Source organism: Methylomonas stagni, assembly GCF_050154735.1.
GTDB classification, from domain to species: domain Bacteria; phylum Pseudomonadota; class Gammaproteobacteria; order Methylococcales; family Methylomonadaceae; genus Methylomonas; species Methylomonas koyamae_A.
This window is the reverse complement of the sequence record NZ_CP189557.1, coordinates 2,009,618-2,034,877: the sequence shown is the minus strand read 5'-3', so window position 1 is coordinate 2,034,877 and position 25,260 is coordinate 2,009,618. Positions and strand designations below refer to the sequence as shown.

The 25,260-nt window shown below is 56.1% G+C and carries 24 protein-coding genes; 17 read left to right on the top strand and 7 right to left on the bottom strand.

Annotated features, from left to right (window positions below):
* The first annotated feature begins 19 nt into the window (after positions 1-19).
* Both parE and ACP4CD_RS09460 read left to right on the top strand, forming a co-directional pair.
* Positions 20-1,909: a DNA topoisomerase IV subunit B gene (gene parE / locus ACP4CD_RS09465; protein WP_071157085.1), complete on the top strand. Its 1,890-nt coding sequence runs from the start codon at positions 20-22 to the stop codon at positions 1,907-1,909.
* 23 nt (positions 1,910-1,932) lie between these two features.
* Positions 1,933-2,763, top strand: a complete 831-nt coding sequence (locus tag ACP4CD_RS09460; protein WP_071157087.1) for a CvfB family protein — start codon at positions 1,933-1,935, stop codon at positions 2,761-2,763.
* A gap of 107 nt (positions 2,764-2,870) precedes the next feature.
* On the opposite strand, the gene ACP4CD_RS09455 is transcribed toward ACP4CD_RS09460, so the two are convergent.
* On the bottom strand, positions 2,871-4,460 hold the full coding sequence (locus ACP4CD_RS09455; protein WP_426994359.1) for a LysM peptidoglycan-binding domain-containing protein: 1,590 nt from the start codon (positions 4,458-4,460) through the stop codon (positions 2,871-2,873).
* A gap of 88 nt (positions 4,461-4,548) precedes the next feature.
* Here ACP4CD_RS09455 and ACP4CD_RS09450 point away from each other — a divergent pair, with 88 nt between their 5' ends.
* Genes ACP4CD_RS09450 through ACP4CD_RS09440 form a run of 3 tightly spaced genes read left to right on the top strand, consistent with a single transcriptional unit; the run spans position 4,549 to position 6,063 of the window.
* Positions 4,549-5,259, top strand: a complete 711-nt coding sequence (locus ACP4CD_RS09450) for a class I SAM-dependent methyltransferase (RefSeq protein ID WP_064031831.1) — start codon at positions 4,549-4,551, stop codon at positions 5,257-5,259.
* 13 nt (positions 5,260-5,272) lie between these two features.
* On the top strand, positions 5,273-5,716 hold the full coding sequence (rnhA, locus tag ACP4CD_RS09445) for a ribonuclease HI (RefSeq protein ID WP_064031830.1): 444 nt from the start codon (positions 5,273-5,275) through the stop codon (positions 5,714-5,716).
* Positions 5,713-6,063 carry a GIY-YIG nuclease family protein gene (locus ACP4CD_RS09440; RefSeq protein WP_168032960.1) on the top strand — a complete coding sequence of 117 codons (351 nt, stop codon included), beginning with the start codon at positions 5,713-5,715 and terminating at the stop codon, positions 6,061-6,063. The genes rnhA and ACP4CD_RS09440 overlap by 4 nt, the downstream gene beginning before the upstream one ends.
* A 48-nt stretch (positions 6,064-6,111) precedes the next feature.
* Here the strand turns inward: ACP4CD_RS09440 and ACP4CD_RS09435 are convergent, their stop codons facing one another.
* Entirely contained in the window at positions 6,112-7,308 is a 1,197-nt protein-coding gene (locus ACP4CD_RS09435; RefSeq protein WP_064031829.1) for a cytochrome-c peroxidase, read from the bottom strand.
* Positions 7,309-7,402: 94 nt separating this feature from the next.
* On the bottom strand, positions 7,403-8,905 hold the full coding sequence (locus tag ACP4CD_RS09430; RefSeq protein WP_426994358.1) for a hypothetical protein: 1,503 nt from the start codon (positions 8,903-8,905) through the stop codon (positions 7,403-7,405).
* Positions 8,906-9,167: 262 nt separating this feature from the next.
* On the opposite strand from ACP4CD_RS09430, the gene ACP4CD_RS09425 reads away from it, so the two are divergent.
* From ACP4CD_RS09425 to ACP4CD_RS09390, 8 genes are all read left to right on the top strand, one after another.
* A complete protein-coding gene (locus ACP4CD_RS09425; RefSeq protein WP_197471902.1) occupies positions 9,168-9,719 on the top strand; it encodes an FMN-binding protein in 552 nt (183 codons plus the stop codon).
* The gene (locus ACP4CD_RS09420; RefSeq protein WP_064031827.1) at positions 9,719-10,207 is read left to right on the top strand and encodes a hypothetical protein; all 489 of its coding nucleotides are present in this window, start codon (positions 9,719-9,721) and stop codon (positions 10,205-10,207) included. The genes ACP4CD_RS09425 and ACP4CD_RS09420 overlap by 1 nt, the downstream gene beginning before the upstream one ends.
* Before the next feature lie 63 nt (positions 10,208-10,270).
* The gene (locus tag ACP4CD_RS09415; RefSeq protein WP_064031826.1) at positions 10,271-10,765 is read left to right on the top strand and encodes a nucleoside triphosphate pyrophosphohydrolase family protein; all 495 of its coding nucleotides are present in this window, start codon (positions 10,271-10,273) and stop codon (positions 10,763-10,765) included.
* Between the two features lie 17 nt (positions 10,766-10,782).
* Positions 10,783-11,652, top strand: coding sequence for an NAD(P)-dependent oxidoreductase (locus ACP4CD_RS09410; RefSeq protein ID WP_064031825.1), 870 nt, complete (start codon positions 10,783-10,785; stop codon positions 11,650-11,652).
* Positions 11,653-11,658: 6 nt separating this feature from the next.
* Positions 11,659-12,438: a hydroxypyruvate isomerase family protein gene (locus ACP4CD_RS09405; RefSeq protein WP_426994357.1), complete on the top strand. Its 780-nt coding sequence runs from the start codon at positions 11,659-11,661 to the stop codon at positions 12,436-12,438.
* Between the two features lie 30 nt (positions 12,439-12,468).
* Positions 12,469-12,843, top strand: coding sequence for a VOC family protein (locus tag ACP4CD_RS09400; protein WP_064031823.1), 375 nt, complete (start codon positions 12,469-12,471; stop codon positions 12,841-12,843).
* A gap of 2 nt (positions 12,844-12,845) precedes the next feature.
* Positions 12,846-13,367, top strand: a complete 522-nt coding sequence (locus ACP4CD_RS09395) for a hypothetical protein (RefSeq protein WP_426994356.1) — start codon at positions 12,846-12,848, stop codon at positions 13,365-13,367.
* The gene (locus ACP4CD_RS09390) at positions 13,367-13,927 is read left to right on the top strand and encodes a hypothetical protein (protein WP_426994355.1); all 561 of its coding nucleotides are present in this window, start codon (positions 13,367-13,369) and stop codon (positions 13,925-13,927) included. Before ACP4CD_RS09395 ends, ACP4CD_RS09390 begins: the two co-directional genes overlap by 1 nt.
* 21 nt (positions 13,928-13,948) lie before the next feature.
* Here the strand turns inward: ACP4CD_RS09390 and trkA are convergent, their stop codons facing one another.
* On the bottom strand, positions 13,949-15,310 hold the full coding sequence (gene trkA, locus ACP4CD_RS09385; protein WP_064031820.1) for a Trk system potassium transporter TrkA: 1,362 nt from the start codon (positions 15,308-15,310) through the stop codon (positions 13,949-13,951).
* Between the two features lie 187 nt (positions 15,311-15,497).
* Between trkA and secA the strand changes: the two genes are divergently transcribed.
* The 3 genes from secA to trmL all read left to right on the top strand — a co-directional run bounded on the left by secA (position 15,498) and on the right by trmL (position 21,369).
* Positions 15,498-18,230 (top strand): preprotein translocase subunit SecA, encoded by a 2,733-nt coding sequence (secA, locus tag ACP4CD_RS09380; protein WP_426994354.1) that lies wholly within the window; start codon positions 15,498-15,500, stop codon positions 18,228-18,230.
* 149 nt (positions 18,231-18,379) lie between these two features.
* Positions 18,380-20,881: a glycogen/starch/alpha-glucan phosphorylase gene (locus ACP4CD_RS09375; protein WP_064031818.1), complete on the top strand. Its 2,502-nt coding sequence runs from the start codon at positions 18,380-18,382 to the stop codon at positions 20,879-20,881.
* Positions 20,882-20,892: 11 nt separating this feature from the next.
* Positions 20,893-21,369, top strand: coding sequence for a tRNA (uridine(34)/cytosine(34)/5-carboxymethylaminomethyluridine(34)-2'-O)-methyltransferase TrmL (gene trmL, locus ACP4CD_RS09370; RefSeq protein ID WP_281022730.1), 477 nt, complete (start codon positions 20,893-20,895; stop codon positions 21,367-21,369).
* 200 nt (positions 21,370-21,569) lie between these two features.
* Here the strand turns inward: trmL and ACP4CD_RS09365 are convergent, their stop codons facing one another.
* Together ACP4CD_RS09365 and ACP4CD_RS09360 are read right to left on the bottom strand one after the other, a co-directional pair.
* Positions 21,570-22,226, bottom strand: coding sequence for a sulfurtransferase (locus tag ACP4CD_RS09365; protein ID WP_426994353.1), 657 nt, complete (start codon positions 22,224-22,226; stop codon positions 21,570-21,572).
* Between the two features lie 2 nt (positions 22,227-22,228).
* Complete coding sequence (locus tag ACP4CD_RS09360; protein ID WP_426994352.1) at positions 22,229-23,203, bottom strand: NAD(P)H-quinone oxidoreductase; 975 nt, start codon at positions 23,201-23,203, stop codon at positions 22,229-22,231.
* Positions 23,204-23,280: 77 nt separating this feature from the next.
* Between ACP4CD_RS09360 and argC the strand changes: the two genes are divergently transcribed.
* Entirely contained in the window at positions 23,281-24,309 is a 1,029-nt protein-coding gene (gene argC, locus ACP4CD_RS09355) for an N-acetyl-gamma-glutamyl-phosphate reductase (RefSeq protein ID WP_426994351.1), read from the top strand.
* A gap of 88 nt (positions 24,310-24,397) precedes the next feature.
* On the opposite strand, the gene xdp1 is transcribed toward argC, so the two are convergent.
* Positions 24,398-25,255: an exosortase-dependent surface protein XDP1 gene (xdp1, locus tag ACP4CD_RS09350; protein ID WP_168032983.1), complete on the bottom strand. Its 858-nt coding sequence runs from the start codon at positions 25,253-25,255 to the stop codon at positions 24,398-24,400.
* Positions 25,256-25,260 lie beyond the last annotated feature (5 nt).

The window sequence follows — 25,260 nt, the reverse complement described above, 5'->3', positions numbered from 1 at the left end:
CGCCATTTGATGAGTAACGATGACCCAAGAATATAACGCCGCCGCGATTGAGGTGCTGAGCGGCTTGGACCCGGTGCGCAAACGCCCCGGCATGTACACCGATACCACCCGGCCCAACCATCTGGTGCAGGAGGTGGTCGATAACAGCGTCGACGAGGCTCTAGCCGGACACGCCGACAGTATCGAAGTATCCCTATACAAAGACGGTTCGGTTAAGGTGATCGACAACGGTCGCGGCATGCCGGTCGATATTCACCCAGAGCAAGGCATGCCGGGCGTGGAGGTGATCCTGACTCAGTTACATGCCGGCGGTAAGTTTTCCAATAAGAATTACCAGTTCTCCGGCGGCTTGCACGGGGTCGGCGTTTCGGTGGTCAACGCGCTGTCCGAGAAATTGTTGGTCGAGATCAAGCGCGGCGGCGGTATCTATCAAATGGAATTCGCCGGCGGCGACAAGGTCGGCGAACTGCAGCAGACCGGTACGGTCGGCAAGAACAATACCGGCACCAGCGTACACTTTTGGCCGGACGGCAAATATTTCGATTCCAACCGAGTCTCGGTCAGCAAGTTAAAGCACGTATTGCGGGCGAAGGCGGTGCTGTGTCCGGGGCTGAAAATCGTGTTGGTGTCCGAGCTCAGCGATGAACGCATCGAATGGTGTTACCAGAACGGTTTGCAAGAGTATTTGTTGGACAGGGTCGGCGACGCCGAGATCTTTCCCCAACCGCCGTTCATGGCTAAGATGGCCGCCAGCACCGAAGCGGTGGAATGGGGTATCGTCTGGACGCCCGACAGCCTGCCGGAAGCCGTTGCCGAGAGTTATGTCAATCTGGTGCCGACCGCGCAAGGCGGTACCCACGTCAACGGATTACGCGCCGGTCTGACCGAGGCGATCCGTGAGTTTCTGGATTTTCGTAATTTGCTGCCGCGCGGCGTCAAAGTCGCGCCTGAAGACGTCTGGGAAAATTGTCATTTTGTGTTGTCGGTAAAACTCGAAGACCCGCAGTTTTCCGGCCAGACCAAGGAACGCTTGAGCTCGCGCGAGTGCGTGACCTTCGTTTCCGGCGTCGCCAAGGATACTTTCAGCTTGTGGCTAAACCAGCATCCCCAGGAAGGCGAGAAAATCGCCGAGATCATTCTCGCCAGCGCCCAGAAGCGCTTGCGAGCCGGCAAGAAGATCGTCCGCAAGAAAATCACCAGCGGTCCGGCCTTGCCCGGTAAATTGGCCGATTGTTCGGGGCAGGATCTCAGTCGAACCGAACTGTTTCTGGTCGAGGGCGATTCGGCCGGCGGCTCGGCCAAACAAGCTCGCGACCGCGAGTTTCAGGCCATCATGCCGTTGCGCGGCAAGATTCTAAATACTTGGGAGGTCGATTCCGGCGAAGTGATGGCTTCTCAAGAAGTCCACGATATCGCCGTCGCCTTGGGTATAGAGCCGGACAGTAACGATTTGCAAAACTTGCGCTACGGCAAGGTCTGTATATTGGCGGACGCCGATTCCGACGGCAACCACATCGCGACCTTGATCTGCGCGCTGTTTTATCAGCATTTTAGGGCCTTGGTCGATGCCGGTCACGTATTCGTGGCGATGCCGCCGCTTTACCGGATCGACGTTGGTAAAAAGGTGTTTTATGCATTGGACGAATCCGAACGCCTGGGGGTATTGGCGCGCATCGAAGCCGAAAAATTGACCGGCAAGGTCAATATTCAGCGCTTCAAGGGCTTGGGCGAAATGAACCCGTCCCAATTGCGGGAAACCACGATGAATCCCGACACTCGCCGACTAGTACAGTTGACCGTCGCGGAAAACGACAATACCCGCGAGCAGATGGATTTGCTGTTAGCCAAAAAACGTGCCAGCGACCGTAAGAGTTGGCTGGAAGACAAAGGCAATTTGGCTGACGTATAACCGTGCCCAACAGGACTGAAATCATGATAGAACTCGGCAAACTCAATACTTTAAGCATCGTTAGCCATCGCGACGATCAATGCTATCTCGATGGCGGCGAATGGGGCGAAATCGCGTTGGCCGACTCCGGCGGGGCGGCTGGTAAGCCGGTCGGTGATCGCCTAACGGTTTTCGTCTATATAGACGGCAAGAATCAAGTCGTTGCCACCTCGCAAACGCCTAAGGCGCAAGCCGGCGAAGTCGCTTGGCTGAAAGTGGTATCGCTGAGTCACGCCGGCGCGTTTTTGGATTGGGGTTTGCCCAAGGATTTGCTGTTACCGTTCAGCGAGCAAAAAGGTAAGGTGATCGAAGGGCGTTTCTGCCTGGTGCGGCTGTTTCTGGATGAAGATAATCGGATTGCGGCGTCGATGCGTCTGGACGATTTTATCCAAGATGAGGCGTTTTATTATCAGGACGGCCAGGCCGTGGAGTTGATCATCGCCGAGCATACCGAACTGGGTTTTAAGGCCGTTGTCGATCACAAATACTGGGGTGTGTTATATAAAAGCGAGGTGTTCCAGCCGTTGAAAAAAGGCCAGAAGCTGGCCGGCTTCATCAAAAAGATACGGCCGGATCGACGGTTGGATCTGATTTTGACGCAAGCGAAATACGGCGAGAAAGTCGATAGCACCTCGCAAAAAATCTTGGATATCTTGGCGGAGCGCGGCGGTTATATCGCGTTGACCGACAAAAGCGACCCGCAATTGATTTACGACACCTTTGGCGTCAGTAAGAAGGTGTTCAAGCAGGCTATCGGCGGCTTGTACAAGCAACGCCGAATAGTGCTGGAGTCGGATGGGATCAGGCTAACGTGAGGCCTGCTCGAAGGGCGTGAGTCCGGACGGTTGATGCGCCCCGTCCGGCGGCAAACAGAGATGGTGTTCCGTGGGACCGACTTAAGCAGCGCTCGCGGTTCTTAGGCTTAGGTCGAAGGATGGGCGGTTTCTACGATGATCTTGAGTTTAGTGCCGGGTTTTATATCGGCCTTGTTTTTAGGGACATTGTTCCACTTGCGCAGCTCGGTGACGGCGACGTTAAATTTCTTGGAAATTTGCGCCAGGGTGTCGCCGGATTTAACCGTGTAGCTGATTTGCTTGAACGCCGGTGCCGCCGAAGCGACAGTAATGTCGCCGCCTTTTTTGACGGTGATTTTTTGACCAGGCTTCAGAACCGCTTTTTTCGGCAGTTTGTTCCAATTGACGATGTCGTCTCTATCCACGCCTAAATGTTGCGCGACGCTCCACAGCGTATCGCCTTTTTTGACCGTGTAGATTTGCTTGCTAGGCGCGGCTTGGGTTGGCGCCGAAGGTTGCGCGGCGGCTAGGTTGCCGGTCGGTTCGTCGCGCAAGGCTTTGTAAGAGGTCGGTATCAGCAATACCTTGCCGTCGGCGACTGTTTCGCCGTCCAGGTGATTGACTTGCATGATCTCGTCCACCGACGTGTTGTGTTTCTTGGCGATGACTTTCAAGCTTTCGCGGTGGCCCACGGTATGGTGCATCCATTTGATGCGCTCTTCGTGGGGCAATTCCGCCAGCTTTTCCTTGAAGGCCGGGGCTTTGTCGACCGGAATCAGTAAACGGTGCGGACCTTCCGGATCGGTGCTCCAGCGGTTGAACCCCGGATTCAGCTTGAAGAAATGGTCCATCGGCAATTGCGCCAGTTCGGCGGCCTTGCCCAAATCCAGTTGCGATTTGATATCGACCAGTTCGAAGTAGGGTTCGTTGGGGAATTGCTGCAAACTGACGTTGTATTTCTCGGGGTTGGCGAAGATCTTGGCGATGGCCAGAAGCCGGGGCACGTAGGCGGAGGTTTCGTTGTTCAGGTCCAGCGACCAGAAGTCGGTGGGTTGGCCTCGATCGAGATTGCGATCTATCGCGTTTTTGATATTGCCTTTGCCGGCGTTATACGAGGCCAGTGCCAATAGCCAATCGTTGTTGAACCATTCGCTGAGCTCCTTCAGGAAGGTCGCGGCAGCTTGGGTGGATTCTATGACGTCGCGGCGGCCGTCGAACCAGCTGTTTTGTTTCAGGCCGTAGAGTTTGCCGGTGGGCGGAATGAATTGCCACAGGCCCGAGGCTTGGGCCGGCGACATGGCGTCCGGTCGGAATGCGCTTTCGACGGCCGGTAACAGCGCCAGCTCGCCGGGAATGTTTTTGGCTTCGAGTTCGTTCAGGATGAAGTACAGATAAGGCTCGGCGCGCTGTTGTACCCTGGTCAGGTATTCCGGATTTCTCAGGTACCAGTTAACCTCGCGATCGATTCGGGCGTTATCGATTTCCGGTAACGCGTACAATGACAGCATCCGGTCCCAGATAGTCGAAAACTCCTTGGTTTCGCTCGGTGATTTTTCGTTACGGTTGGCTTGGCCGTTGCGGGTAAATATCGAGAACTTGCTGCCGACGGCCTGGCCCAAATGGTCTTTTTTGGTGGACTGGCTACAGCCGGACAACAGCAGTATCGGCAGAATCAAAGACAGATGACAGGCTGTTTTTTTCGAAAATGAGCAGGGCATTGTCTGTACTCGCTAAAATAAAAAAATTAGATGCTAGCATGGCTTTCCCGATTAGCCAAAAAAACATGCTCTAAAACGGTTGGGGTAAATGAAGAGAGACTTTTTGTTCGCACTGTATCAGACGCCTAGGGGCAAGCTGTTGCAAAGCATGGAGGCGAGTTATTTGAAACGCTCGATCACGGTCAGTTGCAAGCAGACGCAATTGCAGATCGGCGGATTGGGTTGGGAACGGGACTTCGTGGATTGCTCGCTCTACCAAAATTATTTAATTCTGGATGCCAAGCGTCTTGGTAGCGCCGAGGCGTTAAAGGTAACCGCCAAGGCCTACAGCTTGCCGATACAGACAGAGTCGATGGACTTGGTGATATTGCCTCATTTGTTGGAATTCGATGCCCAGCGTTTTCGAACCCTGCGGGAAGTGAATAGAGTGCTAAAACCGGGCGGTGAGTTGGTAATGCTGAATTTCAATCCGTTCAGCCCGTCGGTGCGCTTTCAATTCGTTTGGGACCGCAAACTGGCCGATTCCTGGCGCGCCCATTTCATCAGCCGCGCCCGGCTGTTGGACTGGCTGAAACTGCTGAATTTCGAGGTTTTGAACACCGTGGAATTTGGCTTAGACCGTTTTACGATCACCCACGGCCAATTTCGGACCGGTTATCCTTCGTTGCTGACGATGGCTTACGGTGTCAAGGTTGTGAAGCGTCAGTATTCGCTGATTCCGTTGGCGGCGGAATTTAAGCGCAAAGCCGGTTTGGCGACCGCCGGAGTGGGCGTCGAAAATCGATTACCGAATTACTAAAACAAATTAAATCATGAGCGAGTTAGTTGAAATCTATACCGACGGCGCTTGTCGCGGCAATCCCGGTCCGGGCGGTTGGGGGGTTTGTCTCCACTACAAAGGCAAGCAGAAACTGCTGCACGGCGGCGACCCGGAAACCACCAATAACCGGATGGAGTTGATGGCGGCGATTCAGGCCCTGGAAGCGTTGACGCACGCTTGCAACGTGCGTTTGCATACCGATTCCAAATACGTGTTGCAGGGTATTACCGAATGGATGGTCAATTGGAAGAAGCGGTCCTGGAAAACCTCGGCCAATCAAGCGGTCAAAAACGAGGATTTGTGGCGGAGGCTCGACGCGGCGATCCAACGCCATCGCATCGATTGGGTATGGGTGAAGGGCCACTCCGGCAACGACGGCAACGAGCGGGCGGACCGCTTGGCCAACCAAGGCATCGACGAACTCAAGCGCCGATGAATGCCGTCAGGCTATCGGATGCGGTGGGCTTGGTGGCCGGCGACGATGGCCGGCATACGGCCCCCGATGCGGAAGTCGTGTCCGTCGCTTGGTCGGTTTACATTGTGTTGTGCCAGGACGGCAGTTTGTATACCGGAATCAGCACCGACGTGGCGCGCCGCTTCGACGAACATCGGAGCGGGCGCGGCGCTAAGTTTTTTCGGAGTCGAATTCCGCTCGCGGTTGCCTATCGCGAAGCCGGACACGACCGCGCCTCGGCGTCTCGGCGGGAGGCCGAGATCAAGAAGCTGTCCAAGCGGCGGAAGCTGGCACTGATCGAAGCGGCGGGCGGGCGTGAAACGCTGTAAACCGCTGGGATTGGTAGCCTAGCCGATACCTGGTCCGGTTGCCGGTCGTTATTTAGGCGCCTTGTACGGCCACGGCGATTCGGATTTGTAGCCGTCGGTCAAAGTCTTCAAAAACGCCACCAAATCGTCGACTTCCTTTTTCTTCAGGTTCAATGCGCCGAGCTCGGCATGGTTGACGTTGGTATTTTCCTCGGGAGCCGGCCAACACTTTTTCGACAAGGCGGTCGCTTCCAGCGTTAACGTATTCCCGCAACGTTTTTTGATGTCGCGGTTGCTGTACAACTCAACCGCGCCTCGCAGGGTTTTGAAATAGCCGTTGTGCATATAGGGTCCGGTGACCGCGACATTGCGCAGGGTCGGCACTTTGATTTTGCCGAGTTCGGCGTTGAGGTGCAGGCGGCCGCCCAGGCCCTCGTCGATGAAGGTCGCGCCTTCCGGGTTCAATTCCGCGCCCAAGGTATAAAACAAGTTCGCCGGGTTCTTCGGCACGCCGAGGTTATCGTAACTGTGGTCGGTGAATAGCGGCGGAGTGCCGTCGGCCAGTGGGCGATTGGGGTGGCAGGCCGCGCAATTGCCTTTGTTGCCGGCTTCAAAGAGTTGCAAGCCGCGTTTTTCCTGAGCAGTGAATTTGGCTTTGCCGAATAAGTAAAAGTCGTACTTGGACGTAAAGCGGTTGAATACCGGACTGCGCTCGAACTCGGCAATCGCGTCGGCGATCCTGTCGTAGGCGAGGTCGACGTCGTCCAGCGCGCCGTTGCCGTAAACGGTGTCGAACATCGCGGCATACGCGGCGGAGCGGACCTTGGACACGACCGTAGCGCTATCGGGGTTGGCCATTTCCACGGGGTTTAAAAACGGCCCCTTGGCTTGGTCTTCCAGCGTCGCGGCTCGGCCGTCCAGGAATTGGCCGCCGAGGTAAAGACCCGAGGCGCGGTCGTAATAAAACGCCGGGGCGTAACCGGAATACATCGCGGTCGGCGTGTTCCGGTTGCCCTGCAAATTGCTCAGTACGCCTTGCGATGTCGGCGAGTTTTTGTCCGGGTCGGTAAAGGCGAACGCCGGATCGTGGCAGGTAGCGCAGGCCTGGCCGGCCGGTTCGGATAGATTGGTGTCGAAAAATAACTGTTGGCCCAGTTGCGCCTTGGTACTGAGATTGCCGGCACCGGGCAGAACCGGAACGTCGGCCCCGGCAGTCGCGGCGAAGCAAGCGGCGGCGAGGGTAGTAAGCAGCGAAAATAATTTCATGATCGTATCTCGTGGGGACCGTTTCGCGCGAGGCGAGTGCACCCGAGGCGGGGCGGATGTTGCTCAGGTCGCCGCCTCGTCGCTGTGGTTATTATTAATAGATAAAGCCGAAGCCTAGATTGAACTCGTCCCCGAACGGTACGCCGGCCGGGACCAGTTTTCGATCGCGGATGTTGCGGTAGTCGGCCTTGATGACGATATTGTCTATCGGTTTGTAGCTGAGGCCGGCTTGATAAATCCAACGATCGAGGCCGCTGCCTTTCTCGAAACCGCTAGCGACGGCGGCGACGGTGTCGTAACGCTCGACCCGGACGAATGGTGCGAGGTATTGGCTGCTTTCCTTCCAGACGAAGGGCATGATGTCGTGAGCGGCTTCCACATACCAGCCGAAGCTTTCCTTACCGATTGGGCCGTCGCCAGCGATAATCGGATTCAAGAATTCGGTGTTCTCGATACGGCTCCACGCCCCCAAGGCGCGCAGTTCCAGGCCGCGGTATTTGTATTGCAGATGGCCTTCGTAGAGTTGGGTGTAAAAATCCACGCCCTTGCCGTCGAAGTCGACCAAATTCTTTTGACTGCTGTTGCCTTGAAACGTCGATGCACCCACCATCAAGCCCGGCACAAAATTCGGCGAATAGTCCAGGCGGGCGGTGAAGGCAAAATCCTCGGCCTGGGCGTTGCTGCCGCCGCCTCTACCTTCCTTGATACCGATATTGGAGAAATTCGCGGCATTCAGGCCGTTGACGGCGTAGGCCCGATATTCCAGGCCCGGCAAGATCTCGCCGAACAGGCCGGCGCCCATTTCTCGCCAAGTGGACGGGATGATGTAGCGCTCGACGTCCGGGCGGTGATTGCCATGGTAGGTGGTCGGTTCGTGCATTTCGTTGATAAAGCCCATCGGCATCAACATCAATCCGGCACGGACGTTGTATTTGGGATTGAGCAGGAAATCGAGTTGCGAGAACTCGACGGAAATTTCGCCTTTTTCCTCGGCGCCCTCGCCGGTCGAGGCGTGTTCGAATTCGAATTCGTTGTTCAGCACGATCCAATCGTTGAATTTGTAGCCCAGGTAAATGACGGCGCGTTCCAGGTCGGCGGTGTCTTTATTAGTGGCACTGTCGCCGCGCGGATCGGCGTAATTGGTGTACATTGCTTCGCCGTAACCGCCGATTGAAATACCCCGATTGACACGGTAGACATTGGATGCGGCCGGACCCAGACCGTATTGGCTCTTATATTCGCGGGACTCCGGTATGAACAATTGGGTTTTCAGGCGTTCGACTTCGGTTGCCAGCACATCGGTTTTGCGTTCCAGCTCGCCGTTTTGTCCGGTCTTTCCGTTAACCGCCGGTGCGGAGTGCACTGCCACTAGGGTGGTTTTTTGTTGTTCCTTCAATGTGTTGACTTCCTGCTGCAAGGCCTCGTTTTGGGCGGTTTTGGCCTTCAGCGCCTCGATTTCCTTTTGCTGTTGCTGAACGATTTTCCACATCTCCTCCATCGTGTTCGGTATTGGCGGAGCGGCATCGGCGGAACCGAGCGCCAAGCTGATTGCCCCAGCGAGGCATGCGGACGGTTTGAATTGTTTGCAAATGATCATCGGATAACCCCTTGATAGGATGTTGAGCAATAAGGTGAGTTTTCAAATAATAAATGCCAAGCATTCTCATTTGCAAGGAATATTACTAGGCCCCCTGTGGTAATTTACGAGCTACACTGGTTTGTCCGAGCGGGAAATGAGGCAAAAAAGATGGAGTAGGCTGACCGCTGGTGGACGATAAGGTTGGAAATGGTATCGGGAAAGGTTTGGCAAATCGGTTAGCTGTCTCTATCATAGCCACCCTTTATTTGCAGGAACCGTAGTGAATATTTTTAGCCTGATCAGATCATCAATAGCGTTGATTGCCCTGTTGACCGCCGCAAGTTCGGCGCTGGCGACGGTGTATTACAGCAAGGCGGAAGCGCTGAAGCTGGCCTTTGCGGAGGACGTCGGTGTCGAAGTGCTCTCGCTGTTTCCGACGCCGGAGCAGGTTACGGAAATCGAACGACTGGCTAAAGTTAAGCTCGATTCCAATCTGATTAGTCTGCATGTCGGTAAAAAACAGGGCCAGATTGTCGGGTACGCATTGATTGAGTCCCACACCGTAAGAACGCAGCCGGAAACTCTGTTACTGGTCTTGAACCCCGATGGCCGCTTACGCAACGTGTATACTCTGGCCTTCCATGAGCCGACCGAATACCAGCCGCCTGAACGTTGGTTCGCGCTATTGACTAACCGCAGCCTGGAAGATTTGAGCTTCGACAAAGAAGTTCAGGCCGTGGCCGGCGCCACCTTGAGCTCGCGGGCGGCGTTAAATAGCGCCAGAAAACTGGTCGCCATCTTCGAAGTCCTGTTGAAACCAGCAAAACCCTAATGCGATTTTTTGTGACCGGCGAACAAAACCGCCAATTGTTGATCAATTCCTTGATCCTGATGTTTTTGGCCTACGTGGCGCTGTTGTGGGTCAGTAACGGCTTGATGTATTTTCATAAGATGAGTTTGACCACCGACTCCGTCGTTACTTTCTATCTGGGTTCGGAAGAAGCCTTCACCCAGCCCAGAAGCTATCAAAGTCTGCTCGAAGTCACCCACTTTCATCTTTTTGCGATGGGCATGCTGGTGCTGACCTTAACGCATCTGATGCTGATGACCTCGTTACCGACTTTGTTGAAAGTGTGGTTAAGCGGCATCATTTACGCGGCGGCTTTGGCCGACGAAGCGGCCGGTTGGCTGGTCAGGTTTGTTGACCCACGTTTCGCCTATTTTAAGATTGCCGCGTTTCTTACCCTGGAAGCGTCGCTGCTGGCGCTGATCGTCATAGTCTCGATTTCGTTGATCCAGTCCCGACAGCGTATTCAGTAACGCGGAACGAATCCGGCCGGCTCAATCCACGCGCATTCTAAATTTCATTAACAGCGGGTAACTATGAACAAGCATTTACAATTGGTTAAGGAATTTCATCGTCAATTCGGCATTTCCCAACCCGATGACGGCGATTTAGCGCATCTGTCGGACATGGATATCGTCATGCGCCAGGCGCTGTTGTTGGATTGTGCCAGCCACACCTTCAAAGCGGTCGCTGGCGGTGACTTGCTGAAAATACTGGCGGGTTTGGTCGATTTGGCGTTCAATGCCTTGGCGGCGATTGCCTGCCGGGGTGACGAGGTGGTCACGGTGTCGGTCAATTGGCGCCAGGACGGCTCGGTATTGTCGTTGGTACGAGCCTTATCCGATAAAGTCCACCAGTGCGTCTCCGGTGAAACCGTGGACTACTCGGCCTTGTATGCGTTATGCGGGCATTTGGCGCAACGCTTCGTGAATGCCGATTTCGATCAGGCGTTTCAGTTGGTCCACGGTCATCTGATGGCCGGCCTGGACGATAGCCAACCGATCGATCTGAGTCCGGCATTGTTCGAATAAGGTAGAAGAGGGCCGCGATGCGCTATACATTGGGATTTGTCGGCATCGGCTTGATGGGTAGGCCGATGACCTTGCGCTTGCTGGATGCGGGGTTTACCGTGCGCGTCTGGAATCGCAGCCCGGAAAAGCTGAGCGACGTTGCCGCCGCCGGTGCGGCCGTGTGTGCCAGCGTTGCTGAGTTGGTCGCCAATTCCGATGTGATCTTGCTGTGTCTGGCCGATAGTGCCGCCGTGGAAAGCGTCGTGGCCCAAGGCGTCATCGCCGCCGGCAACGCCCAGAAATTGTTGATCGACCTGTCCAGCATTCATCCGGATGTTACCCGGCGCTTGGCCGCCGCGGTCAAGGCCGGTTGCGGCATGCGTTGGGTGGATGCGCCGGTGTCCGGCGGTACGGTCGGTGCCGAGGAGGGCAGTCTGGCGATCATGGCGGGCGGCGAAGCGGACGATATCGATGTCGCCCGGCAGGTGTTGCGACCACTTTACAGTCGCTTAACCCACATGGGGCCGGTCGGCAGCGGTCAGATTACCAAAATCTGTAATCAGATGATCGTCAGTTGCAACGTGCTGGTCATCGCCGAAATGATGGCGCTGGCTCGGGCGGCCGGGGTCGACGCCGAGCGGATTCCGCAAGCGCTGGCCGGCGGCTTCGCCGATTCCAAACCGCTGCAAATTGTCGGTCCGGAAATGGCGGAGAATCGTTTCGAGCCGGTGAAATGGCGGGTAGGCACGCTATTGAAAGACCTGACGATGGCGGCGGATATTGCCGGCCAAGCGGGTTCTGCGGTGCCGATGTCCGGTCTGGCCGCGCAACTGCTGCGGCTCCACGCCGGTCGCGGCTTTCTGAATCAAGATCCGGCGACCTTGATCAAACTTTACCGCGAGACTTGATTGGCGATGTTGCGTTTTTCGGCCAATCTCAGTTTGTTGTTCGACGAATACCCACTGCTCGAACGGTTCCAGGCCGCGCGCCGCGCCGGTTTCGACGCGGTCGAAATCCAGTTTCCCTACGATTTGCCGGCCGAAGCGATCGCCGACCAATTGCAGTATCATGATTTGCGCCTGGTGCTGTTCAATGTCGACGCGGCCACTTTGTTGCAGGGCGGCGAAGGCCTCGCGGCTGTACCGGAGCGCGTCGCCGAGTTTCGGCGAGCGGTGGCGCAAGCCTACCGTTACGCCCAAGTGTTGCGACCGGCGTTCGTCAACGTGTTGCCGGGCCGATGCTTGACGGCCGCGTGTCGTCCGGCGTATTGGCAAACCTTGCTGGATAATTTGCGATTCGCGGCCGACCAGTTTGCCGAATTGGGCGTCGAGACAGTGTTCGAGGCGATCAACACCTTCGACATGCCGGGCTTTTTGGTCGATAGCGGTCGGCAAATGTTGGACATCCTCGATCAAATCGGCCATTCGCATTTAAAAATGCAGTACGACATTTATCACATGACCCGGATGGGCGAGGATTGCGCGGCGTTTATCGCGGAACATGCCGAGCGTATCGGCCACATTCAGTTTGCCGACGTGCCGGGGCGCGCCGAGCCGGGGAGCGGAGCTATCGATTTTTCCGCCATGTTCGGCGCGATCGCCGGATCGGCCTATCGCGGTTGGCTCGGCGCCGAATACCGCCCGTCCGGCGCCACGGCCGACAGTTTAGCTTGGCTGCCGGCATCGACGGTATAATCGATGGGATTTTCAATCCGGGGCAGCGCCATGACCGCACACAATTTTACGTTACATCATGCCAGTCTATTGGTGTCCGATACCGAACAGTCCTTGCGGTTTTACCGCGACGTTTTGGGTATGCCGCAGACCGAGCGACCGGACTTGCCGTTTCCGGGTGCATGGCTGCAGATCGGTGCCCAACAAATTCATCTACTGGAGCTGCCCAATCCCGATCCCATCAGCGGACGTGCGGCGCATGGCGGCCGAGATCGGCATGTGGCGATGCATGTCGATTCCATCGATGCCCTCAGGGAAAGTTTAGAGCGGGGCGGTATAGAATTCACATTGAGTATCTCTGGGCGTAAAGCCTTGTTTTGCCGGGACCGGGACGGCAACGCCCTGGAGTTTATCGAGCGTCCGTAACGATGTCCGGACGTTTGGTGTGGGCGGCGTTGTTGCTCTGTGGCTTGGCAATGCTATCGTTGTTGGCCGGTTTTTTGGCGATGCAAGCGGGCTTGGCTTTGCTAACCGGCTTGCTTTATCTGATAGGCGCCAAAATTTTATTGGTGGCCTTGGGCTTATGGGGTGGCCTAGGGCTATTCGGTTTGATTAGAGAGGTCAGTCGCGATCTGCGGGCTTTTTGCAGCGAAACCGCGGCGGCTTTGCGGCGCGTCGCCGCGCTGGAACTGGCCAGGCGCGCAGCCGCGACTCGCCGGGCTTTGGAGTTCAAGCAGTTGCAATACCGGGCGGCCATGCGGCGCCGGCGCATCCTGGCGGCCGACGATCGCAAGCAGTTGCGGGAGTTGTCGGCGGCTGTCGAGTCGGAATTGTTGGCGGGCAAGGCTCTGTTGCCGGCCAAGCGTTTCAAAACGCTTAGGCGCGAATTGAAACATTGTCTACGCAGCGGCGACGTCGCGGGCATCCTTGCGGTCCGCGAGCAAGTCTGATGGCGGCGATCGGGCGCTGGCTGAGCGCGGCGCTTTCATTTTGGCGGCGGGCTAGCGACGATCAGCTTGATTGGCGTTTGGCGCGCCAAGACTTGGCCGCCGAATTGCGCCGAAATCAAGCCGTCGCGGAGCAGGCGCTAGCCGCCCAGCTGCGCAAACAGGCTCAGCAATTGGCCCACGAGTTGGCAGTGAACAAAGCGCGCAACGCCAACGAACTGGCGATGGTCAAGGTTCAATGCCAGCAGGATTTAAAGGACTACCGGCAATATCTGGAATCGTTGGACAAATTGAAAAACTCGCTACGCGCCAGTTACGCGCATTTGCCGGAGGCCGTGGCATTTACGATACATCACCACGCCAAGCAGTTGTTGAACCGGATGTGGGATAGTGACGAACCGGAGGAAAAATTGCGGATGGAGATGGCCTTGTTGCAATTCATGGCGGCGGTGCACGAGGACAGCCGCGCCGCGTTGCAGCAGGAGACCAGCACCGCCGGCATGCCGCAACGCGCGTTGGCGTTTATCGATGCGGATCGCGAAGGTAAGCCGCTGTCGGATTGATGCCTTCGACGGGTGGTGCGCTCAGATCGGTTGGAAATATTCCTCGATATCCTTGACGTGCTTCTTGTTCAACGCAAACATCACCACATGATCGCCTTCCGCGAACACGGTGTCGTGATGTACCGGAATCACTTCCTTCTCGCGAATCAGCGCGCCCAGAATCACGCCGTCGGGCAGATTGACCTGATCGACCCGTAGACCGACCACCGAAGAGGCGTTTTTGCTGCGATGGGCGATCGCTTCGATGGCCTCGGCGCTGCCTCCGCAAACCGAGCTGACGCCGACCACGTCGCCTTTGCGAACGTGTTTCAAGATGCCGCCTAGGGTTTCCAGCTTGGGTTGTATCGCCAAATCGATGTCGCTGCCGTCCAGCAATTTCAGGTAGGAGTTATTGTTGACCAAGCAGATGGCTTTCTTGGCGCCGAGCTTTTTCGCCAGCCCCGCCGAAATCAGGTTGATGCCGTCGTTATTGGTGATGGCGCAGAACAGATCGGTATCCTCGATCATTTCTTCCAGCAGCAGCGATTCGTCGGTGCAGTCGCCGTGCAAAATCATTGTGTTGCGCAAATCGTTGGCGATGTCCTTGGCGCGCTCGATGTTGTGTTCGATCACCTTGACGTGATAGTTGTTTTCCAGCGCTAACGCCAGACGTTTGCCGATGTGGCCGCCGCCGGCCAGCATGATGGATTTGATCGGCGATTCCAGTTTGTGTAAATCGATCAGTGTCTTACGGACCTTGTCGCGCGGGCAGACGAAAAACACCTCGTCGCCGGTGGCGATGACCGCTTCGCCGTTGACCGGAATCGCCTTGCCGTCACGAAAGATCGCGGCAACGCGGATCATACCGTCGGCCAGTTTTTCCTTGACCGCCTGGATGCGTTTGCCGGTCAAAAAGCCGGTGGCGACTACCTTGATCGAAAACAACCGCACCAAACCGTCGGCGAATTCGGAGACGTGCAGCGCGCCCGGAAATTTGATCAGGTTGCGAATGGCTTCGGTGACCACTTGTTCCGGACTGATGACGATATCGATAGGAATACCGTTAGGTTGGAACAGTTCGGGGTGGGTCAGAAAATCGATGGCCCTTACCCTGGCGATGGTTTTCGGCTTGCTGTACAGCGTATTGATAACCTGGCAGGCCAGCATATTGGTTTCGTCGCGGTCGGTCACCGCGATGACCATGTCGGCGTCGCGAATCCCGGATTGCTCCAAAACGCTGGGATGCGTGGCGTTGCCTTCGACAGTGGCGATGTCCAGGCGCGCTTTAAGGGCCGTCAGCAAGTGCGATTTTTGATCGATGACCACGATGTCGTTTTCTTCGCTGGCGAGAGCGCCGGCTACCGATGAGCCGGTGACGCCGGCGCCGAGTATCACAATTTTCATACGGAGGAGGCGTGCCGGAAAATGGGTGGCGAGGTGGGAAAGTGAAGGAGAGAAATTATACCTGCATTGCCTGGCTTGTCCATGTTCCAGCGGTTTTGGCGTCGGTGGCATGGGCTTGTTTTCTAGTCAGCGCCCCCCCATAACGTTATAATCGCAAACTTTGGTTCACTCTAATACTGGAATTATCATGCTGGGGAAGCTGGTTAAAATGGTAGTTGGCAGCCGGAACGACAGGCTGATCAAGAAAAAGCGCAGAATAGTCAAGAAGATTAATGCGTTGGCCGCCGAATACGAAACACTGTCCGATGCCGCGTTAACCGCTAAGACTCAGGAATTCCGCGATCGCCTGGCACGGGGCGAAAAACTGGACCAACTATTGCCGGAAGCCTTCGCCACGGTGCGCGAAGCGTCCTCCCGGGTGTTCGGTATGCGCCATTTCGACGTGCAGTTGATCGGCGGTATGGTGTTGAATTCCGGCAAGATCGCCGAGATGAAAACCGGTGAAGGTAAAACCCTGATGGCCACGCTCGCGGCCTATCTTAACGCCTTGCCCGGCCGCGGCGTTCACGTCGTGACCGTCAACGACTATCTGGCGCGCCGCGACGCCGAATGGATGGGTAAGCTCTACGGTTTCCTGGGTTTAACCACCGGCGTGATCGTTAGCGACTTAAACCACGAACAACGCCAAGCCGCATACGCCGCCGATATTACCTACGGTACCAATAACGAATTCGGCTTCGACTACTTGCGCGACAACATGTCGTTCAGTCTGGAGCAAAAAGTTCAGCGCGACCTGAATTTCGCGATCGTCGACGAGGTCGATTCGATCCTGATCGACGAAGCCAGAACGCCGCTGATCATCTCCGGGCAGGCCGAGGGCAATACCGACGTCTATTTGAAGACCAACGCGATCATCCCGCTGCTGACCAAGCAGGAAAAATCCGAAGATCCGGAATTGCAAGACAAAATGCCGGGCGATTATGCGGTGGACGAGAAATCGCGGCAGATACACCTGACTGAAGCCGGCTACGAAAAAGTCGAGCGTTTGTTGGTTGAACACGGCTTGATCGAGGCCGGTTCCTCGTTGTACGACGCGGCCAACATTCGTTTGATGCACTACCTGAATGCCTCGTTGCGGGCGCATATTTTGTTTCAGCGCGATGTCGATTACGTCGTTAAAAACGATCAAGTCATCATTGTCGACGAATTCACCGGGCGCATGATGACCGGCCGGCGCTGGTCGGACGGCTTGCATCAAGCGGTCGAAGCCAAGGAACGCGTTACCATTCAAAACGAGAACCAGACACTGGCCTCGATTACCTTCCAAAACTATTTCCGCCTGTACAACAAGCTGTCCGGGATGACCGGTACCGCGGACACGGAAGCCTTCGAGCTGAACAAAATTTACGGTTTGGAAGTTGTCGTTATCCCGACCCATAGACCGATGATCCGTAAAGACATGGGCGATTTGGTGTACTTGTCGGCGCGGGAAAAATACAACGCGGTCATCGAAGACATTAAGGATTGCGTCAAACGCGGTCAGCCGGTGCTGGTCGGCACCACGTCGATCGAAAACTCCGAGCGGATTTCGGCGATGCTGAAGCAACAAGGCATCCAGCACGAAGTCTTGAATGCCAAACAGCATGAGCGCGAGGCCCATATCATCGAGTTGGCCGGTATGCCGGGCGCGGTGACGATTGCCACCAACATGGCCGGTCGCGGTACCGACATCGTGTTGGGCGGTAATTTGAACGCCGAGCTGGCGACCTTGGGCGAAGACGCCAGCGACGATGCCAAGGAACAGGTGCGAGGTGCGTGGTTGGATCGCCATGAAAAAGTGTTGGCGTCCGGCGGTTTACACGTGATCGGTTCCGAACGCCACGAGTCGCGGCGGATCGATAACCAGTTGCGCGGTCGTTCCGGTCGGCAGGGCGATCCGGGTTCAACCCGGTTTTATTTGTCGTTGGAAGACGATTTGATGCGGATTTTCGCATCTGAGCGGGTAGCTGGCCTGATGCAGAAGTTGGGCATGCAGGAAGGCGAAGCGATCGAGCATCCCTGGGTGACTCGGTCGATCGAGAGCGCCCAGCGCAAGGTGGAAAACCGCAACTTCGATATTCGTAAGGAAATTTTGGCCTACGACGATGTCGCCAACGATCAACGCAAAGTGATCTATTCGCAGCGCAACGAGTTGATGGCCGCCGAGGATATCAGCGACATCGTGGCGGCGATACGCGCGGATGTGCTCAACGACGCGGTGACCCAGTTCGTCCCGCCGAAAACGATGGAAGAACAATGGGATATTCGCGGTCTGGAACAGCATTTGTCGCAGGATTTTAACCTGAGCATGCCGTTGGTCGAGATGATGGCGCGGGACAAAACTTTGAACGAAGCCAAGCTGCGGCATTTGGTCGTCGAGAAAGCCGAGCAGGAAGCCAAGGCCAAGGAAGACAGTATCGGTGCTTCCGTGATGCGTCACTTCGAAAAATCGGTGATGCTGCAAGTCCTCGACAACAGTTGGAAGGAGCATTTGGCGGCGATGGACCAACTGCGCCAAGGCATACATTTCCGCGGTTACGCGCAAAAGGACCCCAAGCAGGAGTACAAGCGCGAGTCATTCCAAATGTTTACCAGCTTGTTGAATCACATCAAACAGGAAGTCGTGACTATACTCTGCAAGGTGCAGGTCAGTCGCGAGGAAGATGTCGAAGCGATCGATCAACAACGCCAAGCGCCGCAGGAAATGCATTACGAACATGCCGAGGCTTCGTCGCTTTTCGAATCCGGCGACGAAACGGCCGAGCCGGCCGACGAGAATGGGGTACCGTTTGTACGCGGCGATCGTAAGGTCGGTCGTAACGATCCGTGCCCTTGCGGTTCGGGTAAAAAGTACAAGCAGTGTCACGGTAAGCTGAGCTGATCGGGTTGACGGGCGGCTCCGCCAGTCGCCCGACTCAAGTCGTCCGGTTTTGAGCGGATCGGATTGTTTGCCCGGCTTGCCGGGAGTGTATCGTCATCCATGTTTGCGCTATGGCTTCCAGAGATTCATTGTTTTACAGGGTAATCACGATGCCGCATAGAGTTTTTCATAAGAGCAATCCCGCTTCCGACATCACCAAGCTGCCCAAGTTGGGGATGGAAAAGAAGCATTTCATCTCCGATTTCAAACACTATTACAGCCATCGGTTGGGGCGAGACGAAAATTGCCGTTCGCCGCACTATGCCTACGAGGCTTTGTCGTTGACCATCAGCGACAGGTTGGTCGAGCGCTGGAAAAAAACTTACAACGTCTACCGCGATTCGGATTGCAAGAAGGCCTTTTATCTGTCGATGGAGTTTCTGATCGGCCGGTCCCTGAGCAACGCGATGCTGAATTTGGGCGTGGACGACGTGGTTACTCAAGCGCTATACGATCTCGGTTTGGAAGCCGAGGAACTGGTGGAGAGCGAGCCGGACGCCGGTTTGGGTAACGGGGGCTTGGGTCGGCTGGCGGCCTGTTTCATCGACAGTTGCGCGACTTTACAGTTGCCGGTCACCGGTTACGGGCTGCGTTACGAATACGGGATGTTTACCCAACAGATCGTCAATGGCGAGCAGGTCGAGCGGCCGGACCACTGGCTGCGGATGGGCAACGTTTGGGAGATCGAACGTCCGGAATACATGCATCGGATCAAATTCGGCGGCCGGACTCAAAGTCACATTGACGAACACGGCAATCGGCGTACCAGTTGGATAGAAACGCACGATATTCTGGCCATGCCTTACGACACGCCGGTACCTGGCTACAAGAACGGTACCGTCAATACTTTGCGGCTTTGGAAGGCAATCGCCACCGAAGAGTTTAATCTGCAGGAATTCAACGCCGGCGACTATGCCGAGGCGGTCGCTCAGAAGGTCACCGCCGAGAACATCACGATGGTGTTGTACCCCAACGATGCCAACGAAAACGGCAAGGCGCTACGCCTGCAACAACAATATTTGCTGGCATCCGCCAGTTTGCAGGACGTGATCGCAAACTGGGTCGGGCGGCACGGCAACAATTTCTCGAAGTTTTCCGAAAAGAATTGTTTTCAGTTGAACGACACCCATCCCAGTATCGCGGTTGCCGAATTGATGCGTCTGCTGATGGATATCCATGGGTTGTCCTGGCGCGATGCCTGGAATATCACCCGCAACACGATGGCCTACACCAATCACACGCTGTTGCCGGAAGCCTTGGAAAAATGGTCGGTCAATCTGATGCAAAGTTTGTTGCCGAGGTTGTTGGAGATCATCTACGAGATCAACGCGCATTTCCTGGCCGAAGTGTCGGCGCGTTGGCCGGGCGACGGCGAGCGCATGGCGAGAATGTCCATCATCGAAGAAGGCCCGACGAAAATGGTGCGCATGGCCTATTTGGCGATCGTCGGGAGTTTTTCAGTCAACGGTGTGGCCGAATTGCATTCCAAATTGCTGAAGGAAGGCTTGTTCCGGGATTTCTACGAACTGTGGCCAGGCAAATTCAACAACAAAACCAACGGCGTCACACCGAGGCGTTGGCTGGCCGGTTGCAATCCCGAACTGGCGGAATTCATTACCGAAACTATCGGCGATGCCTGGATTACCGATTTGTCTCAATTGGCCGAGCTCAAACCCTATGCCGACGATGCGGCATTCCGCAAGAAATGGTACGAGCTGAACCGGGCCAGCAAGCAACGCTTGGTGGATTTCAAGAAATTCGAGTACGACATCGATATCAACGTCGATGCCTTGTTCGACGTGCAGGTCAAGCGGATCCACGAGTACAAGCGGCAAGTCCTGAACGTGCTGCATGTGATTCATCTCTACGACCGGATCAAGCGCGGCGATACCGACAACTGGGTGCCGCGTTGCGTGTTGATCGGCGGCAAGGCGGCGCCGGGCTATGCGATGGCGAAGAAAATCATCAAGTTCATCAACAATGTCTCGCATGTGATCAACAACGATCCGGATGTCGGCGACAAGTTGAAACTGGTGTTTTTGCCGAATTACTGCGTCTCGGCGATGGAAAAGATTTGTCCCGGCGCGGACTTGTCCGAGCAAATTTCGACGGCCGGCAAAGAAGCATCCGGTACCGGCAATATGAAGTTCATGATGAACGGTGCGCTGACGATAGGCACGTTGGATGGCGCGAACATTGAAATCCGCGAGGAAGTCGGCGAGGAGAACTTTTTTCTGTTCGGCTTGACCGAAGCCGAGGTGGAAGCGTTGCGGGGTCATTACGACCCGGAGGCGTACATCCGCGACGATAACGATCTGCAGCGGGTCATGTATTTATTGGAATGCGGCCATTTCAATCGCTTCGAACCGGGTATGTTCGACGACATTATCGCGTCGATTAAAAGCCCCAACGACCCCTGGATGACCCTTGCCGATTTCCGCAGCTACCTGGAAGCGCAGAAACGCGTCGACGCCGCGTACCGGGATCAAGAGCATTGGACGCGGATGAGCATTATCAACACCGCCGCCAGCGGCAAGTTTTCGACCGACCGGACCATCAGCGAATACAATCACGACATTTGGCACTTGACGCCGATCCAAGTCGAGGGATAGCCGGGCGGGCGATGCTGGATATCGTGCTGTTCGAACCGGAGATTCCCGCGAACACCGGTAATATTATCCGGCTATGCGCCAATACCGGTGCGCATCTGCACCTGATTCGTCCGCTGGGTTTTGAGCTGGACGACAAGCGCTTGCGCAGAGCCGGTTTGGATTATCATGAGTGGGTCAATATTCGTCAGCACGGCTCGTTGGCCGATTACTTGGAGCGCGGAAAGCCCAAACGTTTGTTCGCGTTTACGACCAAGGGCACCAATGTGTTTAGCCAAGTGGGCTATCAAGCCGGCGATGCCCTGTTGTTCGGGCCGGAAACGCGCGGATTGCCTCAGGAATTCCTGGAGAGTTTGCCGCCCGAGCAAAAGCTCTACTTGCCGATGCGGGCAGAGAGCCGTAGCCTGAATTTATCGAATACTGTCGCCGTGGCTTTGTATGAGGCCTGGCGACAATTGGGCTATCCGGAGGCCTTGCCGAAGGCACGTTGAAACGCCTCCATGTCAACCCTTCGCTAGTGGGCGATTACGGTCCCGGATCCATTCGCTCCACGAGCCGGCATACAGCCGAGAACCGCCTAGTCCGGCGATTTCCATTGCCAACAGGTTGTGGCAAGCGGTCACGCCGGAGCCGCACATATGGACGACTTGTCGGGGCTCGATCGGACCGAGAATATCCTGGAATTGCGCTTTCAGATAATTGGCCGGTAAAAAAAGCCTTTGCTATCCAGATTGGCCTGAAACGGCCTATTCCGCGCGCCCGGTACATGGCCAGCGACCGGGTCGATCGGTTCCTGCCGGCCCGCGAAGCGCTCAGGGGTTCTAGCGTCGATTAAAACGATTTCATGTTTGGCCAGACCGTCCCGAACCTTGTTCGCATTCAGCCAACGGCTATCGTCAAGATAGCAACGAAACGTGCCGGAAATCGGTTTCGGCAATATCGTCGTTACCGGTTTGCCCAGGCGCCGCCAGTTTCGGTAATCGCCATCCAGCACCGCAACCCGGTCGTGTCCCATTGCGCGCAACAGCCACCACAACCGTCCGGCAAAGGCGCCGGAAGCGTCGTCATAAACCACGACTTGATGGCGGGCACTGACTCCCCAGGCAATCAGCTTTGCGGTGAGTGCCCGAAAGTCCGGTAATGGATGGCGGCCGGTATAATCTCGGATGGGCGCGGAGAGGTCTTGATTGAGATCCGCATAGCGGGCGCCTGGGATATGATGCTGGCGATAGGCCCGATGTCCAGCTTCCGGCTCGGCCAGCGAGAAGCGGCAGTCGACGATCAGCCAATTCGGGTCGTCTAGGTGGGTGCTTAGGGTGTCGGCCGAGACTAGCGTAGTGCAAGACATCGTTATACCTCCAGGATAATTTTTCCGATATGTTGAGAGCTTTCCATTCTGGCGTGGGCTTCCGCGGCGTTTGCCAGAGGATAGAGTGAATCGATGACGGGTTTGATTCGGCCCGATTCAAGCAAGGGCCAGACTTGGCTCAGCAATTGTTGGGCAATCGCGGCCTTGAATGTATCGTCCCTTGCGCGTAAGGTGGAGCCGGTGATAGTCAGCCGCTTCATTAAGACCGCCGCCAAGTTGATCTCGGCCTTGGCGCCGGTTTGAATCGCGATCTGCAACAGGCGGCCGTCAGGCGCCAGCGCTTTCAGATTACGCGGAAAATAGTCGCCGCCAACGATGTCCAGTACCATGTCCACGCCCCGCCCCACGGTCAATTGCTTGCAGGTCTCGACAAAGTCGTGGTCACGATAATTGATTGCCGCTTCGGCGCCGAGTGTCATGCAAAAATCGCATTTCTCTCGGCTGCCGGCGGTGACGATCACTCTGGCACCAAGCGCACTGGCGAGTTGGATAGCTGTCGTGCCGATGCCGCTGCTACCGCCGTGGACCAATAAACATTCGCCGGAGCATAACTTGGCTCGGTCGAATAGATTGCTCCAGACCGTGAAAAAGGTTTCGGGAATCGCGGCGGCCTGCACATAGTCAAAGCCGGCTGGTATCGGTAGACAACAGATCGCACTGGCTATTGCGTATTCAGCGTAGCCGCCGCCGGTCAACAAGGCGCAAACGCTGTCCCCCGGTTTGGGAGAGACGACGTCCGAGCCGGTTTCAATCACCGTGCCGGCGACTTCCAGGCCTAAAATGGGGGATGCGCCTTCCGGTGGGGGGTATAAGCCGGCGCGCTGCGCGAGATCCGGGCGATTGACGCCGGCGGCGGAGACCTTGATCAGGACTTGGCCGTTGTCTGGCTTGGGCGTCGGCAATTCGGTTAAAGCGAGTTGACGAGCTTCGCCGGGAAGAATGGTGATCGCGCGCATCGGCGTCTGCGGTTGGGGAAGAGTGTCGTATTATATGCGGCCATTTCGAGTATTAGCGGATTTTCAGCGAGATCAACATGATAAAAGCGGGCATCGTAGGCGGCACCGGATATACAGGGGTCGAATTGTTAAGAATCCTGACATTGCATCCCGAGGTCGAGGTCGCGGCGGTGACATCGCGGGCCGATGCGGGCACGCGGGTCGACAAAGTCTATCCTAGTCTGCGCGGCTATTGCGATGTGGTCTTCACGCGACCGGAAATAGAAAACCTTCGCGACTGCGATGTAGTGTTTTTCGCGACGCCAAACGGAATCGCGATGACCATGGCAGAGGCTTTGCTCGCACTGGGCATCAAAGTGATCGATTTATCCGCCGACTTTCGACTGCAGGATAGTGCGGAATGGGAGCATTGGTACGGCGTCGAGCACGCCTGTCCGGAGCTGATCGGCGAAGCAGTTTACGCGCTGCCGGAAGTGAATCGCGCGGCGATACGCGCCGCCAGATTAATTGCCTGTCCGGGTTGTTATCCGACGGCCGTGCAGCTGGGATTTTTGCCGTTGCTGGAGCATGGGCTGGTTGATGTCGGTAATCTGATCGCCGACTGTAAATCCGGCGTTAGCGGTGCCGGTCGCAAGGCCGAGCTGTCCTCGCTGATGAGCGAGGCCGGCGAGAGCTTCAAAGCTTACGGCGTGGCGGGTCATCGGCATTTGCCGGAGATTCGTCAAGGCTTGCGGCGCGCCACGACCGAACGGGTCGGCCTGACCTTCGTACCGCATCTGACGCCGATGATTCGCGGCATACACGCGACCTTGTACGCCAGATTGACCAAGTCGGTCGATTTGCAGAGCCTGTACGAAACTCGGTATCAAGATGAAAAATTTGTCGATGTGCTGCCGGCCGGCAGTCATGCCGATACGCGTAACGTCAGAGGCAGTAATCGCTGCCAGATCGCGGTTCATCAGCCACGGGGTGGCGATGTCGTCGTGATTCTGTCGGTCATCGATAACCTGGTTAAGGGCGCCTCCGGTCAGGCGGTGCAAGCGATGAATTTGACGATGGGTTTGGATGAGTTTATCGGATTGGAGTTGGTGCCGCTTTATCCGTAGTCTGTATGCCATGACAAACAAAAAGGCCCGTCCCAGCGGTTACTGGGGCGGGCCTTTTTGTTTCGGTGCCGAGCAGCGATGGACCGGCTTAGGCTATTAGCAAATTTCCGCGAGTGTCTCTCATCCTGGCTCTAAAACCCAGCAAGCCCAGCGCAATCAATAGGGCGCTGGCGGGTTCCGGCACGCTGCCCGTAGTGGTGCTGACGATGCCTGAAACGGCGGACAATTTAAAGTAGTCGTTGCCGAAGCTTAATAATGAAGTCGAATCGCCTTTACCGGTTCCCGCGCTGGTCGTATAAGCGCTGATCAGCCAGTAACTGGAGGACACATTATCGGAATTGATCGCTTTAGCGGTGTTGGTCGAACCCATATTGTAATTACCGATGAAAGACCAACCGGCGCTGAGTAACTGAGCAAAGGTATGGTTGGCGATTGCGGCCGCCGCAGGCAAGGCGCCACCTACTAGAGAACCAGTGTAGGCCAGCACTGAAATGTCGGCATCTCCATTGATGTAGCCAACACTCAGGCTGTCGATATCGACACCGTTGGGGCCAAAATACAGCAACGCCGCGTCGACGTTTCCGTCAGGCGCGTAGTCGGTATATGACGACGCGCTGCCATCATTGTCGAACGCATGGTCCGGCTGGCTGCCGAGTGTTCCGTCGTTACTAGCGGCGGTCGCCCCTAAGCCGTAACCGGAATACAAAGCCAGGGTTGCCGCGGCAAAAGTTGATGCGGGTGTGGCTGAGGTGGACGACGTTGAAAATGCCGATACCGTTAGGTTAGGCGCGCCAGCCGTGGATGATGAGAATGCCTGACTGTTGCCAGAGGTCGGAGAGTAAGTTGGGTAGTTTGCCGTACAGCCATTTAAACAATTCGCAGTATTTAACAAATTCCAGGCGGTAGCGTGCGCGGAAAGTGGCGAAAGAATGAAGGCTGCCAGCACTAAGT

Excerpts from the sequence above, each read along its gene's own strand:
- parE (WP_071157085.1), top strand. The coding sequence starts at position 20 with ATGACCCAAGAATATAACGCCGCCGCGATTGAGGTGCTGAGCGGCTTG.
- ACP4CD_RS09460 (WP_071157087.1), top strand. The coding sequence starts at position 1,933 with ATGATAGAACTCGGCAAACTCAATACTTTAAGCATCGTTAGCCATCGC.
- ACP4CD_RS09455 (WP_426994359.1), bottom strand. The coding sequence starts at position 4,460 with ATGCCCTGCTCATTTTCGAAAAAAACAGCCTGTCATCTGTCTTTGATT.
- ACP4CD_RS09450 (WP_064031831.1), top strand. The coding sequence starts at position 4,549 with ATGAAGAGAGACTTTTTGTTCGCACTGTATCAGACGCCTAGGGGCAAG.
- rnhA (WP_064031830.1), top strand. The coding sequence starts at position 5,273 with ATGAGCGAGTTAGTTGAAATCTATACCGACGGCGCTTGTCGCGGCAAT.
- ACP4CD_RS09440 (WP_168032960.1), top strand. The coding sequence starts at position 5,713 with ATGAATGCCGTCAGGCTATCGGATGCGGTGGGCTTGGTGGCCGGCGAC.
- ACP4CD_RS09435 (WP_064031829.1), bottom strand. The coding sequence starts at position 7,308 with ATGAAATTATTTTCGCTGCTTACTACCCTCGCCGCCGCTTGCTTCGCC.
- ACP4CD_RS09430 (WP_426994358.1), bottom strand. The coding sequence starts at position 8,905 with ATGATCATTTGCAAACAATTCAAACCGTCCGCATGCCTCGCTGGGGCA.
- ACP4CD_RS09420 (WP_064031827.1), top strand. The coding sequence starts at position 9,719 with ATGCGATTTTTTGTGACCGGCGAACAAAACCGCCAATTGTTGATCAAT.
- ACP4CD_RS09415 (WP_064031826.1), top strand. The coding sequence starts at position 10,271 with ATGAACAAGCATTTACAATTGGTTAAGGAATTTCATCGTCAATTCGGC.
- ACP4CD_RS09410 (WP_064031825.1), top strand. The coding sequence starts at position 10,783 with ATGCGCTATACATTGGGATTTGTCGGCATCGGCTTGATGGGTAGGCCG.
- ACP4CD_RS09405 (WP_426994357.1), top strand. The coding sequence starts at position 11,659 with ATGTTGCGTTTTTCGGCCAATCTCAGTTTGTTGTTCGACGAATACCCA.
- ACP4CD_RS09400 (WP_064031823.1), top strand. The coding sequence starts at position 12,469 with ATGACCGCACACAATTTTACGTTACATCATGCCAGTCTATTGGTGTCC.
- ACP4CD_RS09395 (WP_426994356.1), top strand. The coding sequence starts at position 12,846 with ATGTCCGGACGTTTGGTGTGGGCGGCGTTGTTGCTCTGTGGCTTGGCA.
- ACP4CD_RS09390 (WP_426994355.1), top strand. The coding sequence starts at position 13,367 with ATGGCGGCGATCGGGCGCTGGCTGAGCGCGGCGCTTTCATTTTGGCGG.
- trkA (WP_064031820.1), bottom strand. The coding sequence starts at position 15,310 with ATGAAAATTGTGATACTCGGCGCCGGCGTCACCGGCTCATCGGTAGCC.
- secA (WP_426994354.1), top strand. The coding sequence starts at position 15,498 with ATGCTGGGGAAGCTGGTTAAAATGGTAGTTGGCAGCCGGAACGACAGG.
- ACP4CD_RS09375 (WP_064031818.1), top strand. The coding sequence starts at position 18,380 with ATGCCGCATAGAGTTTTTCATAAGAGCAATCCCGCTTCCGACATCACC.
- trmL (WP_281022730.1), top strand. The coding sequence starts at position 20,893 with ATGCTGGATATCGTGCTGTTCGAACCGGAGATTCCCGCGAACACCGGT.
- ACP4CD_RS09365 (WP_426994353.1), bottom strand. The coding sequence starts at position 22,226 with ATGTCTTGCACTACGCTAGTCTCGGCCGACACCCTAAGCACCCACCTA.
- ACP4CD_RS09360 (WP_426994352.1), bottom strand. The coding sequence starts at position 23,203 with ATGCGCGCGATCACCATTCTTCCCGGCGAAGCTCGTCAACTCGCTTTA.
- argC (WP_426994351.1), top strand. The coding sequence starts at position 23,281 with ATGATAAAAGCGGGCATCGTAGGCGGCACCGGATATACAGGGGTCGAA.